Annotated in this window: 10 protein-coding genes and 1 tRNA gene; 6 read left to right on the top strand and 5 right to left on the bottom strand. The window is 61.0% G+C overall.

Annotation, left to right across the window (positions count from 1 at the left end):
- The first annotated feature begins 344 nt into the window (after positions 1 to 344).
- A complete protein-coding gene (locus K1X71_09970) occupies positions 345 to 1,814 on the top strand; it encodes a BBP7 family outer membrane beta-barrel protein (protein ID MBX7073460.1) in 1,470 nt (489 codons plus the stop codon).
- Positions 1,815 to 1,965: 151 nt separating this feature from the next.
- On the opposite strand, the gene K1X71_09965 is transcribed toward K1X71_09970, so the two are convergent.
- From K1X71_09965 to purB, 3 genes are all read right to left on the bottom strand, one after another.
- Positions 1,966 to 2,154 carry a hypothetical protein gene (locus K1X71_09965; GenBank protein ID MBX7073459.1) on the bottom strand — a complete coding sequence of 63 codons (189 nt, stop codon included), beginning with the start codon at positions 2,152 to 2,154 and terminating at the stop codon, positions 1,966 to 1,968.
- Positions 2,155 to 2,291: 137 nt separating this feature from the next.
- On the bottom strand, positions 2,292 to 5,849 hold the full coding sequence (locus K1X71_09960) for an aminotransferase class I/II-fold pyridoxal phosphate-dependent enzyme (GenBank protein MBX7073458.1): 3,558 nt from the start codon (positions 5,847 to 5,849) through the stop codon (positions 2,292 to 2,294).
- A 752-nt stretch (positions 5,850 to 6,601) separates the two neighbouring features.
- Positions 6,602 to 8,035: an adenylosuccinate lyase gene (purB, locus tag K1X71_09955; GenBank protein ID MBX7073457.1), complete on the bottom strand. Its 1,434-nt coding sequence runs from the start codon at positions 8,033 to 8,035 to the stop codon at positions 6,602 to 6,604.
- Positions 8,036 to 8,190: 155 nt separating this feature from the next.
- Here purB and K1X71_09950 point away from each other — a divergent pair, with 155 nt between their 5' ends.
- From K1X71_09950 to K1X71_09935, 4 genes are all read left to right on the top strand, one after another.
- Positions 8,191 to 8,538 carry a hypothetical protein gene (locus K1X71_09950; protein ID MBX7073456.1) on the top strand — a complete coding sequence of 116 codons (348 nt, stop codon included), beginning with the start codon at positions 8,191 to 8,193 and terminating at the stop codon, positions 8,536 to 8,538.
- 144 nt (positions 8,539 to 8,682) lie between these two features.
- Complete coding sequence (locus K1X71_09945) at positions 8,683 to 9,939, top strand: PP2C family protein-serine/threonine phosphatase (protein ID MBX7073455.1); 1,257 nt, start codon at positions 8,683 to 8,685, stop codon at positions 9,937 to 9,939.
- Between the two features lie 134 nt (positions 9,940 to 10,073).
- Positions 10,074 to 11,117: an agmatine deiminase family protein gene (locus tag K1X71_09940; GenBank protein MBX7073454.1), complete on the top strand. Its 1,044-nt coding sequence runs from the start codon at positions 10,074 to 10,076 to the stop codon at positions 11,115 to 11,117.
- 168 nt (positions 11,118 to 11,285) lie between these two features.
- Positions 11,286 to 11,358 (top strand) — tRNA-Lys (locus K1X71_09935).
- A gap of 82 nt (positions 11,359 to 11,440) precedes the next feature.
- On the opposite strand, the gene K1X71_09930 is transcribed toward K1X71_09935, so the two are convergent.
- On the bottom strand, positions 11,441 to 11,785 hold the full coding sequence (locus K1X71_09930; protein ID MBX7073453.1) for a hypothetical protein: 345 nt from the start codon (positions 11,783 to 11,785) through the stop codon (positions 11,441 to 11,443).
- A gap of 33 nt (positions 11,786 to 11,818) precedes the next feature.
- Positions 11,819 to 12,622, bottom strand: a complete 804-nt coding sequence (locus tag K1X71_09925; protein MBX7073452.1) for an enoyl-CoA hydratase/isomerase family protein — start codon at positions 12,620 to 12,622, stop codon at positions 11,819 to 11,821.
- Between the two features lie 307 nt (positions 12,623 to 12,929).
- On the opposite strand from K1X71_09925, the gene K1X71_09920 reads away from it, so the two are divergent.
- Positions 12,930 to 13,334, top strand: coding sequence for a bifunctional nuclease family protein (locus K1X71_09920; GenBank protein ID MBX7073451.1), 405 nt, complete (start codon positions 12,930 to 12,932; stop codon positions 13,332 to 13,334).
- Positions 13,335 to 13,376 lie beyond the last annotated feature (42 nt).

The following is a 13,376-nucleotide window of genomic DNA, read 5'->3' as shown; positions in this document are numbered from 1 at the left end:
GCACTTATGAAATGCTCTGCCACTATCTCAATGGTTGGGCAACCGACGCCGAAGTTGAGAACCATCTGCTCAAGCTCCGCCAAGCCACCGGACCTCCCAGCAACTCTTGAGCCGAACAGAATTGGGCAACGGTCAGCCGGCGGGCCGCGCCGTCCCGCCTTGGCATCTCCCCCATCTTGCCGCGATCGATGCCGTACGACCGGAACTTTCGGCAAGGCTTGCCGTTCTTACTCAACTGTTGTCATCGGCGCGACCGATACTACCGGCACTGCCCGTTATTGAGTCTCCGGGGTGCGGAGGCGATGCGCGGGCGTTGCCCGAGGTGGTCGGGAGTGATAGCGACGATGGCGACGATCCGCGGCAAGCTGTGGCTGCTCTTGTGGGGATTGCTGTTGTTGGCATGGACGCCCGCGCATGCGGCCGATCAGGTGCCAATCGATCCCCTGCCAACCGACATTTTCGATTTCGACCGGTTCCAGCCGTGGGCCGGCTGGGGCATCGTCGAATATGGCGACCATCGACCGAACCAAGGCTATTTTCTGCAGGTCGATTGGCTCAATTGGTTCAGTAACGCGCCGGACTACGTGCCGATTGGCGACGAAACCCAAGCGGGCGAGATCGTCTCAGATGGCTCGTACATGCGTCAAGGCATCAACTCGCTGAACACCGGCATGCTGGTTCCCTCCAACGCCACCGGTTGGCGGGCCGACTTCGGCTATGCCGGCGACAATTGGGGATGGCTCGGCAGCGTGTTTTCCACCAATCCCTTCGAGTCGTACTTCAATCGCAGCGACTCGGAGATCATGTTCCGCGACCAATACACCAACATGGATTGGAATGAGATTACGCAAACCATTATTGTCGACGACGAGCGGTTTGTGCTCGATTCGGTTGGCAAGGAAAGCAACGTCGGGTTGCTCGACGGGTTTGTGGTCCAGCAGCCACTGGGTGTTGTTGATGAGAATTTCAATCAAAATATTCAACACGGCCGCTATTGGGACGGTAACGGCGACGGTGTCATTGATCCAAGCGAGCCGTTAGATTCATTGCCAGTACCGTTCTACGATTTGCTGGACTTGAGGCGGTTGGCGACGGTGTTTCGCACCGTCAAGGTCCGCAACGGATCGCGGGCCGAAGGGGTCGAGCTGGCGCCCTTTTTCCGCACGAATCTCCTGCATCACGGCGGTTATATCGACTTCTTGTTGGGGGCGCGCTACTTCCGCTACACAGAGACCTTCGCCGTAGAAGGATACGGCGAGTTCGAACCGCCCGATGGTGGTGAGGACGAAATCAGAAGCACCAGTCTCTTCGCCGACAGCTATTGGAACACCAAATCGACAAACAACATCGTGGGTCCGCAAATTGGCGGTCGCTGGTCGAAGAAGAAGGGGCGTTGGCTCCTCTCGGCCGAAGGTCGCTACATGCTGGGTTTCAATTGGCAGAACATCAATCAAATCGCCCACCTGGAAACTCAGCAGGTGCCCAATACAAACATCTCGGACGGCAGCGCGATTGACCCACGAATGCTTGGAAATCGGGGCCTTAACACCTTCCTGGCGTTTACGCCCCGGACCGCGCAATACACGCGTCACCAATGGGAGTACAGCAACCTGGTTGAAGTGCGGGCCAACCTTGGCTACCAGGTCACCAAGGCGCTGGTGGTGCAGGCTGGCTGGACCGGGATTTGGGCCGATGGGATCGCCCGCCCGTCGAGCATGGTGGACTACGCCTTGCCGGCCATGGGCATTCGTGACCGCAACCGGCAAGACATCTTCATCCAGGGCCTGAACATCGGAGTGGTGTTCAACCGGTAGCCGCCCGTCGATTGGGGCAGCGAGAATCGCCAGCGATGGCCGCAATACCGCGACCAAGTGCGGCGCGCTCGATCAGCGGTCCAGGCGGTAGCGGCCGCCGGCTACTCCAAGAAGCGTCCCAGCGGCTTGCCGCCAGGCGAGGCCGACTCAGCTAGGCGATGCCGGCAGGCTTGTGGCGACGACGAAGTTCTTCCAGTTCGCTGTACAAGCGATGCCACAAGGGGCTTTCAGGACGCAGTTCGTCCAACAGCGCCTCGGCCTTGGGGAACGTTTCGTCGGTAACCGCGCCGGCGCGAAACAACAATCGCCAAGTCTTCGAGACTTCTTGCTCGGTAAGCAATCAACACCTCACGACGATAACACAGGTTGCAAAACTAGCCGACTTGTCACCAAGCGACTAGCAGTGGGTCTCTTTCTTTTTTCTACTCTTTGCAGTCGAAATCGGCAATACAAACCCCGCTGACGGACGGGGCGCCGTTAATCGATCACGTTTAACGCCCCCACGCCCGCCACATACGCGGCGGTATCGGTCACCACTGGCCGCCGCGACACATAGCGTGGATCCAGCCGCTCGGCCTCTTCGGCCAGCGCCTCCACCGTATAGCGGATCTGCTCCTCGCTATGCAGCGAGGTGATGAAAAACCGCAGCCGCGAAGCGCTTTCTTCCACCGCCGGGTAGAGAATCGGCTGCACGTTGATGCCGCGCTCGTATAGCGCGCGAGACAACTCCAACGAGTGTAACGAGTTGCCGATCACGATCGGGATAATTGGGGTTCCACGGCTCAGCCCGGTGTTCAGGCCGCGAGCTTGCGCCAGATCGAGGAACAACCGCGAACGCGCTTGCAACGTGGCGATCCGTTCTGGCTCGGCTTCCAATAGCCGGATCGAGGCCAGGGCCGCCGCCGCCGCCGGGGGCGCGACGCCGCAGCTAAATACAAACCCGGGGGAGGTGTATTTGAGGTATTCGATCAACTCGCGGCTGCCGCAAATGTAGCCGCCGGTGCTCCCCCACGCCTTACTCAGCGTGCCCATCCACACGTCGACATCGCCAGGATGAGCTTCGTAGTATTCGCCGATGCCGCGGCCACGGCGACCCAGCACGCCGGTCGAGTGCGCCTCGTCGATCATCAAGAAGCACTTATGACGCTTCTTCACTTCGATAAAGCGCGGCAGATCGGGGAAGTCGCCGTCCATGCTATATGCCCCTTCAATCGCCACCATCACGCGACGATAGCGGGTGCGCAGGTCGGCCAGCAGACGGTCGAGCGCGCGCCAATCGTTGTGCGGGAAGGGGCGATGCTTGGCGCCGGAGAGCAGGCAGCCTTGCACGATGCTGTTGTGGGCCAGCGCGTCGTGCAGGATCAGATCGCCGGGGCCGAGCAGATGGCCAATCGCATTGACGTTGGTGGCATGTCCGCCCACGAAGCACACGGCGTCCTCGGCACCAGTGAACTCGGCCAAGGCTTCTTCCAATTCGCGGTGAATCACGCGCTCGCCGGACACCAGACGGCTGGCCGACGACGAGGTGCCATAACGGTCGATGGCATCTTTGGCCGCCTTCATCACCGTGGGATCGCCCGACATGCCCAGATAGTTGTAACTGGAGAAGTTGATGAACTCCTGGCCGGCGATCACCGCGGTGTCGTTGGTGATTTGCTCGTGCGCCATGAAGTAGGGGTTCACCGTTCCGGCCGCCAGCATGGCGTCGATGTTTTGCCGCAGCTTGAGATACTCGGGGTACAGCTCAAAGCGGTAGCACTCGGGCGGAATGGCGTCGATCGACGGCTTGGGGCCCAGCGCCGCGTCGCCATCCAGCAAATACTCCTCCACCGCCTCGACGATTTCACGCACCGTTTCGAGCTGCGGGCCCACATCTTCCGGCATGCGGCCTCCGTAGTGCTCTTCGATCATCGCTTGCAGCTCGATGCGTTGCAGCGAGTCCATGCCCAACTGCGCCATGGAAGTGTCAAGCGTCACATGCACGGCGCGTTCGGCGGCGATGCAGCGAATCATGTCCATGACCGCGGCGCCGATGCTGGCCGTGTCGGGTCGACTGGCGCTGCCGTTTTTAGCGCCCATGGAAGTCTCCTTCTTCGCGGGCCTGGCGGTGTGAGTCGAGGCAAGGGGCGCGCTCTTGGGGGCGTGCGCCGTCCAACTCGCGCCGTTGCCGGTATGGTTGCGGTGGCCATTGGCGCCCGGCTTGTGCGCGGCCTTTGGCACTGGCGCGCCGGCGCGGGATAGCGAGGGCGCCGATTGCTCCTTCAGCTCTTGGACAGCGGCGGAGGCGAGCGTCGCGGCGCGCCACTGAGCCACCACCTTAAGTTGCTCCTTGACGAAGGCATTGCGGCAGGCGTGGCGTTGGATCTTGCCGCTGGAGGTTTTAGGGACACTGCCAGGGCGCACCAGCACGATCGCGTCGAGCTGCAGCTCGTGCTCGCGGGACACGGCGTGCCGAATGGTTTCAATTAGGCGATCCACGTCGTCCTGGTAACCGCGTTCAACCTCTTGAACCACGACCAAATAGCTGCGTCCGCCAAAATCGCAGGAGAACGCGGCGCCCGAGTTGGGTCGTAACGCGGCGTCGCAATGCTCAACCGTCAGCTCAATGTCTTGCGGGTAATGATTGACGCCGCGCACGATGATCAGGTCCTTGATGCGGCCGGTCACATACAGCTCGCCCCCGTCCAAAAAGCCCAGGTCGCCCGTTCGCAGAAAGGGGCCTTCGCCGGTGTTGCGAATCCGCGCGAAAAAAGTGTCTTCCGACTCGGCGGGGCGGCGCCAATAGCCTTGCGCCACGCTTGGGCCATGGACCCAAATTTCGCCCACGGTGCGATTGGGGCAGCGGGTCAAATGATCGGGATCGACAATCACCACCTTTTGGTCGGGCAGCGATTGGCCGCAACCCACTAGTCGCCGTGCCGCCGAAGAGTGTCCCGTCGCCGTCGCGGCCTCTCCATGATCGAGTCGCCGGCCATCATAAACGCCGATCCGGGGCGCTTTGCGAGCAGCCCCGCCTGAGACGATCAGCGTGGCTTCGGCCAACCCATAACACGGATAAAACGCCTCGCGGCGGAAGCCGCACGGGGCAAAGTATTGCGCAAATCGCTCCAGAGTCTCCTCGCGCACTGGTTCAGCCCCGTTGAACGCTACGTGCCAACTGCTCAAGTCGAGCGTGTCGCGCTGTTCAGGGGTTACTTTGCGCAAACACAAGTCATAGGCAAAGTTGGGGCCGCCGCTGATGGTCGCGCGATACTTGGAGATGGCCTGCAGCCAGCGGATGGGTCGCTGCAAAAACGCCATCGGCGACAGGATGACGTTCGAAACACCTAAATAGATGGGCTGCACAACGCCCCCTACCAAGCCCATATCGTGATAGCTGGGCAGCCAAAAAACGCCAGACGACGAGCGCACATTCTCAAAACCGTATGAGATCAGCGCCGAATTGTGCAGCAGGTTGTTGTGGCTAAGCATCACCCCCTTGGGGGTGCCGGTCGAACCCGATGTGTATTGCAAAAAGGCCAAGGTGTCGCCGTCAATTGCCGGTTCTTCCCAGCTTTCCTCAATGCCGGTCGCCGTTTCTTCGGTGGTAAGCCATTCCAGCCTGCCCAGGTCGGGCGTTTCCTCAAACCAAGGGGTCACGCGTTCCAGCACCGATTGAGTCGTCAGGGCGACTCGCGCACCGGCGTCCGACACAATTGCCTGGATTCGTCCCAGCGAGCGGTTCATGCGCGGCGGGTATGCCGTCACGGCGACCACCCCCGCGTACAAACAGCCGAAGAAGCCGGCGATGAAATCCAGCCCAGGCGGGTACAAGAGCAATACCCGCTCGCCAACCAGGTCGCGTTCCTGCAACATGGCCGCGATCGCTCGTGCCCGCCGGTCTAGTTCCTGGTAGGAAAGATGGGTTTCTTCGTTCTCACCGTCGACGAGGTACGTGAATGCCCGCTCATGAGCCAAAAACTGCGTACGGTGCCGCAGCATTTCGACAAGAGTATGCGGGTTGAAAAAGCTGCCAGAAAGGCGGTCAAAAAACACGGCCAATTATCCTCCTGTCACACCGTTGGCCCAAGCGGACCACATCGGCGCGCGACAAATGCGTGACGTCGCCCTAAGCGGCAACATCCAGCACTGGTTGTGAAGCAAATCCTGCGTCAAGCGCGAACCCCGCTAGCACAGTTGAAGAAGCCTGGAATCGAAACGGTCGGCCGGTCAAAACCAGCGCACGCATCGCGATTCGCCATCGACTCTCTCAAAACGCGCTCACTATCGGTGAATTAGGCGGGAACCGTGCTCGTCGTTGGGTCGGATCATCAAGATCCCCCAAGCCGGTCCAATCTCGGAGCCAGACGTGAAGAAACTGGCTTGGCATGGTTAGCAAGCGGCTGCTTGCCTTAGGTAGGGTGATGTTAAAAAAGTACCACGTAATCTCAACTGATTCAAACACTTTCAGCACTTCGGCTGGTACTTTGCGGATCAAAAGAACCGCGCGTCCGATGCGACCGCAAATGCTTCCCAGGCTTATCCAAATTGGTGCATAGCATGTGCCATCGAACGCATCTTTCGGTATCGACGGAACTTGCATGTAGTGGTTGATGTGGCTCCAGCAAGTGATACGGCGCGAACATCCGAAATACTACATGCGTCCACACGCCGGATTGGCCTGTGTGGCTTGCCAATATCCTGGGTTTCGCATCACCCGACTAACAGGGGGATGGAATGAGAATCCATTCAGTCGAGAGGGTTTGCCTGGCCCTCCATGGCAACGCAACTGCTAGCAGTCGGAATTGCTACACCCGCACAGCAGCATCGCCAACCAACTGGTCGGCCAGGTTCGCTCTGATTGGCGCGACGACTTGGTTGATAAATTGCTGAACCTGCTGCGCCGCTCGCCCCGTATAGAGCCGACCGTCTCCCAGAGCTTGAACGTCGATCCCCGCAAAGGCCGAATCACCAGCCAGCCGTGTCAGCAGGTCGTTGGACGCGCCCTGTTCCTTCATGCGCGCGGCGGCCGCCATGCTGTGCTGTCGGATTCGCTCGTGCAATTCTTGACGATCTCCTCCTCGCGCCACGGCGGCCATCAACAAGTTTTCTGTCGCCATGAAGGGCAACTCGTCCGCCAAACGCCGCTGAATGACGGTCGGATGCACCACAAGCCCGTCGACAACGTTCTGGTACAGAATCAGCACGGCATCGATCGCCAAAAACGCCTGGGGCAACGATAGCCGCCGATTGGCGCTATCATCCAGCGTCCGCTCGAACCACTGCGTTGCCGCGGTACTAGCGGCGTTGCCTTCCAGATGCATCACGAAGCGGGCCAAGCTACAGATTCGCTCCGCCCGCATCGGATTGCGCTTGTACGCCATGGCCGACGAGCCAATTTGCTTCTCTTCAAACGGTTCTTCCAGTTCTCGCAAATGTTGTAGCAACCGTAGGTCGGTCGCCGTCTTATGCGCGCTCTGACCAATGCCTGACAAGACGGCCAGCACCTGCGCGTCGATCTTTCTGGGATAGGTTTGCCCGGTCACTGGATAGCATTCGGCGAATCCGAACTTCTGGCAAACCAATTGTTCCAGCCGTTCGACCTTGGCGTGGTCGCCATCAAACAGCGCCAAAAAGCTGGCCTGCGTGCCGGTGGTGCCTTTGACCCCCAGGGCCTTCAGGCTCGCTAGCCGATGCTCGAGGTCGCGCAAATCCTCCACCAGATCGTAGGCCCACAGCGCGGCCCGCTTGCCCACGGTGGTCGGCTGCGCGGGCTGAAAATGTGTGAATGCCAGGCACGGCAACTCGGCCCAGCGCTCCGCGAAAACGGCCAGCCGATCAATGACCCGCGCCAATCGCGAGCGCACCAGTTCGAGCGACTCGCGCAGCAGAATCAAATCGGTATTGTCGGTGACATAGCAGCTTGTGGCGCCGAGATGGATGATCGGCCGGGCGACGGGGCAAGCATCGCCATAGGCATGCACATGCGCCATCACGTCGTGGCGCAATTGGCGCTCGTAACGATCGGCAGCGGCAAAATCGATGTCATGCACATGCGCGCGCAGTTCAGCAACCTGCTCTGCGCTGATCGGCAGTCCCAGCTCCGCCTCGGCCTCGGCCAATGCCACCCACAGCCGCCTCCACGTTTCAAATTTTTGCTGGGGGCTCCAGATGCGGCTCATCTCGCGCGACGCATAGCGCTTGATGAGGGGATTCTCGTAATGGTCAAGCGAATCGGCCACGCCAGTCGATCTCCGGCTACGCGTCTAAAACATCCAGTGTAACCGGTTCCCTGGCGTTTCGGCAGATTCTGACTCCGGCGTCTCGCCAATGCGGATGCTGGCTGCTAGAGTGTCTCGCCGGAACAGGGACCAGGAACAGAGAGGAAACATCTTCCATGGATGGTCGTGCGCGGCGGCGCTGCCGCATATCTTGCGCGCTGGGCATGCTCTTGGTGTCGGCCGAAGTCTGTCAGGCCGGCTCGCCGCGATCCACCCCCTATCGGCCAACGGCGCGCGTCTATCGCTACGACGCCAAAGCGGATCGGATTTTGCGTTATGACAGCGCGGTGACTCCGTCCGTTCGGCGTCGCCCGGGTGGCGATCTGTCGTATCACGGCAACCGGTTGACGCAGTCCCGCTACATCGGCAACTGGGGCGAAGGTGGGTATTACGAAGCGTTTGCCGATCACGTCGAATCGCGACAACTCGACGGCCGCAAATATCAGTACCGTATTCGACGGTAGCGACGGCTCTATCTTGCGTCTGCTTCCGCGCGTCCACGGCAAACGCCGCCAAGCCCAACACGGCGTAATCGCGTATGATGGACGCACTGCCCGGCGATGCGACCGTGCGACCTAGGCGTAATCAGTTGCCGCTTAAGGCCTCCGATGGACACGCAACAACGGCTCGAACAAATCGTCGAAACCGTTCGCAACATGAGCCGTCAGACCGACGCGCAAGAAGTGGTGCGCGATTATGGCGAACGCATGAAATCGCTCGTGCATCGCGACAGCCTGATATCACTGAGCCGTCGCGGACTGGAGTATCCGTACTTTCGAGTCACGCGCTGCACTCGCTGGACGGAAGATGTCAATCCTTGGAAGGAACCGCACCGACTACCACTGTTCAAAGGCGGCTTGCTGGCGGACCTCATTTATCAAGAGACGCCCCGACTGCTCGAAGATTACTCCCTCGCCCCCGACGAGCCGGCCATCGAGTATCTGCAAGGTTTTCGGCTGCTCTCGGCGATTCCGCATTTTCATGGCGGAGTGGCGACGAATATGGTGATCACGTTGCACAAAGATCCCGCGTCGTTCGAGCGAGATCGCTTTCCTGAAATGGTGCTGACCAGCAATCTGTTTGGGCGCGCCACCTACAATCTGGTGCTGGCGGACGAATTGAAAACCGCCTACGAAGCGCTCGATCACGAGTTCCAGATCGTTGGCGACATTCAACGCGCGCTGTTGCCTGCAGAATTGCCGCGCATCGACGGGCTGGAGATGGCCGCGCATTATCAAACATCGCGCCGCGCTGGCGGGGATTACTACGATTTCTTTCCCTTGCCCGGCGGTTGCTGGGGCATTTTCATTGCCGACGTCAGCGGTCACGGCACGCCGGCCGCCACGGTGATGGCGATTACGCACGCGGTGGCGCACGCCTTTCCCGGGCCGCCTACGCCCCCCGCCGAGATGTTGAATTTTCTCAATCAGAAGCTTACGGGGCGCTTCATGAGTCGGACGAGCAGTTTTGTGACCGCGTTCTACGCCATCTTCGATCCACAAAAGCGCGAGCTGACCTATGCCTGCGCTGGGCACAATCCCCCGCGACTACGGCGCGCCGGGCAGATTCTGCCACTGGATCAGGTGGCCGGACTGCCGATCGGCGTCGACTTCGACCATCAGTTTCAAGACCAACCATTGAAGCTGGAAACCAACGATTTGATACTGTTCTACACCGATGGAATCACGGAGGCCTTCAACTCCCAGGGGCAAATGTTCGGCGTGCCGCGACTCGATGCGTCGCTCGCTGCCGGTGACGCCTCGGCGGAACAAGTAGTCAGCAAATTGGTTGAACAGTTGGACGCGTTTTGCGCGGGGCAGCCAGTCAGCGACGACCGCACTTTGCTTGCGCTGCGCGTGCGCTAGCCAAGCCCCGTTGGCGCGCCAATCGCGAGGCCGTGGCATCACCGGACCTGCTGGCGTATCATGCCGCTGCCGTGATTTCGACGGCCTTCGCCGCATGCTCCTTTCGCTTTCCCGTTACGCGCTGCGACCAACTCATGCGATCGTTCACTCCCGGCTTGCTTGCTGACCAGGGCTACCGCATGCCGGCCGAATGGGAACCGCACGCCGCCACGTGGCTCTCGTGGCCGCACAATCCGGCGACCTGGCCGGGCAAGTTCGAACCCATCCCCGCCGTCTACGCCAAGCTGGTCGAAACACTCGCCCGCCACGAGCGGGTCCGCATTCTGGCCGGCGGCTCCGAGGTGATGCGTCAGGCGCGTGACATGGTGGGTCGCCTCGAAAACGTCGAGTTGTTCGACATCCCCACCAACGACTGCTGGATGCGCGATCACGGTCCCACTTTCCTGGTCGGACAGCCCTCGTTGGCGCCGGCGCTCGTCGATTGGGAATACAACGCCTGGGGCGGCAAGTATCCCCCTTTTGATCTCGATAATCGTGTGCCGACCGAGCTTGCGCAGCGACTTGGCCGGCGGCGGTTCGCGCCGGGCATCATCCTCGAAGGGGGCGCTGTCGACGTGAACGGAAAAGGAACTCTGCTCACCACCGAGCAATGTTTGCTCAATCCCAATCGCAATCCCAATCTGTCGCGCGCCGAAATTGAGCAATACCTCGCCGACTATCTGGCCGCGCCGCACGTCCTCTGGCTCGCGGGCGGCATCGTCGGCGACGACACCGACGGGCATATCGACGAACTGGCCCGCTTTGTCAATCCGACCACGGTAGTCGCCGCGGTCGAATCCGATCCGGGCGACGAAAACTACGCTCCCCTGCAAGACAACCTCGACCGTCTGCGCGGCTTCCGCGATCAAGATGGACGACCGCTTGATGTGATTCCGCTACCCATGCCGGCGCCGATCCATCATGCCGGGCAGCGGCTGCCCGCCTGCTATGCCAACTTTTATATCGCCAATGGCGTGGTGGTGGTTCCGCAGTTCAACGACCCGGCCGATGCCGTAGCAGTGCAAACGCTCGCTCGGCTATTTCCAGATCGACAGGTGATCGGACTGCCGGCGGTCGATCTGGCCTGGGGACTTGGCGCCTACCATTGCATTACGCAGCAAGAGCCGCGGCTGGGGTAATCACGCGCGCTTACCGCCGCGCATGAATATGCGACAGCGCGCCTGCTGTCCGCAGTCGACTTACCTCGGCTTTGGCACTTTGGCACGCGGCTACGAAATAACCCTTGAGACTTTCGCGCCAGCCGATACGATTGGTAACTGGTTCGCGGAATCAAACCGCATGCCAACGCCCCCTTAGCTCAATTGGCAGAGCATCTGACTCTTAATCAGAGGGTTGATGGTTCGAGTCCATCAGGGGGCATTTTTAATGCGCCGCGAGGTTGACGCATGCTTGTCGCGGTCGGGTCCACCAGTTGCCGGCACGGGCAATTCACCCTGCGCCGCTACTGGCTCACCAAAAAGCTCTCGTCGCCGCGAGTGAGGTAAATCGTGTCCTCCTCCAGCGCCTGGCACAGCTCAGCCAGGAAAGCGATCAGTTTGTCGAAATCGGATTCCGCCTCGAACGACACCTCGAATCGCTCGGTCACGTCGTGCGTCAGTTCGCCGCCGCTGCTGATCCAATAACCCTTCACGGGCGAAGGGGTCTGCGTATACGCCTTGTAGTGCTGGATGAGGAACTCGTGGATGTGGGCGCGGGTTGAATTTTCGCGGAAGTAGCGGGGCGAATCGAGCTTGTGCGACGGAATGTAAAAGGCGGTCATCTTGCCGATGGGAGTGATCTGCGGCATTTGCGGCTCCTGCGATGGCGGCGCCCGTGTTGATTAGCGGCCTTTGAAACGCGGGGGGCGTTTCTCAAAAAACGCCGTCATCGCCTCGCCCACATCCTCGGTGGTGATGAGCTGGCTCTGCGCCCAGCGCTCGATGGCAAGTTGCGTGTGCTTGTCGAGCCCGTCCCCCTGATCGACGATCAACTTGGCCAGTCCCACCGCCAGGGGCGCGTTGGCGGTGATCTCGCTGGTCAGCTTGCGCGTGGCCTCCATAAGCTGCGCGGCCGGAACCACGCGGTTCACCAGTCCCCAGGACAACGCCTCTTGCGCGTCGACCGAGCGCGCGGTCATCAGCATGTCCTTGGCGCGGCTGGGGCCGACCACGCGCGACAACCGCGTCGTCCCCCCCACATCGGCCACCAGGCCCATTCGCGCTTCGGGGATGCTCAGCTTCAAGTCGTCGCTCGCCACCCGCAGATCGAAGGCCAACGCCAGTTCGAGCCCCAGGCCGATCACCTGCCCTTGCAGCGCGCCGATCACTGGCGCCTCGACCCGTTCGATCTGATCGAGCGCCAGTTGCAAGTCGCTGGCCAATCGTCGCAGCCAGCGCGCGGGATTCTGGTCGCCCGCCTCCCCCTTGCTCTGGGCAAGCGACATGATGTCGATGCCCGCCGAGAACAAGGGCCCCTCGGCCGAGACGATCACCGCGCGGATTGCCGGCTGTTCGTCGGCCGTGGCCACGGCGGCGCCAATCTCGCGGATCATGTCGGGCGTCAGCGCGTTGCGCTTCTCGGGTCGCGCCAATCGCACATGCAGAATGGCGTCTTCGATTTCGGTGCGGACGTAACCGGTGGTCATGGCGGATCTCGCGCGATAGCGGGGTAAACGACGCTGCGATTGTAACAAAGCCGCCAGCATGGCGTGGCGTTTGTCAAGCGCGTCAGCGGGCAAATTTGCGCCGGCCGGACGCTCGGTTTTCGCCGAGATTCGCGGGCCGCTGGCCTTGGCGCCGATCGGCTTTCTATAATCGAAAGATCATCTCCGATCGCGCCCCACGCGACCCAACGCGTGCTGGCGCGGTCAGCGTGGCGAAGGTCGACTCGGGCCAGCGCCGCGCGTCGTACATCCATAACACAGCAGCCAGCCGCTCGCCCAAGGAATCGTCATGCCTGTTCCGATGCAGTTGTCGCGGATCATCATCAGCGAGATCGCCGACCAGCAGGTGATTTACTTGAAGGAAGTGGAAGGACAGCGGACGTTCCCCATCTTGATCGGCATCTTCGAGGCGACGAGCATCGACCGGCGGGTGAAGGGGTTCATCTCGCCGCGGCCGCTGACGCACGACCTGATCGTGAACATGGCCGAGCAGATGGGCGCCGAGTTTCAAGACGTGGTGATTAGCGAGCTCAAGGAGCACACCTATTACGCGCGGCTGCGATTGCGACACGAAGGGGAGTTGATCGAGATCGACGCGCGGCCGTCCGACGCGATCGCCGTGGCCGTGACCTGCGAACCGCAATTGCCGATCTACGTGAACGAGGAAGTGCTCGACGACGTGCTGGGAGAGTAGAACATCAATGGGCTAGCGCCCATCGCAATGGACGTTCGCCGC

Source organism: Pirellulales bacterium (assembly GCA_019694455.1).
Taxonomy (GTDB): domain Bacteria; phylum Planctomycetota; class Planctomycetia; order Pirellulales; family JAEUIK01; genus JAIBBY01.
The sequence above is the reverse complement of the archived record's forward strand: the minus strand, read 5'-3'. Positions and strand labels throughout refer to the sequence as shown.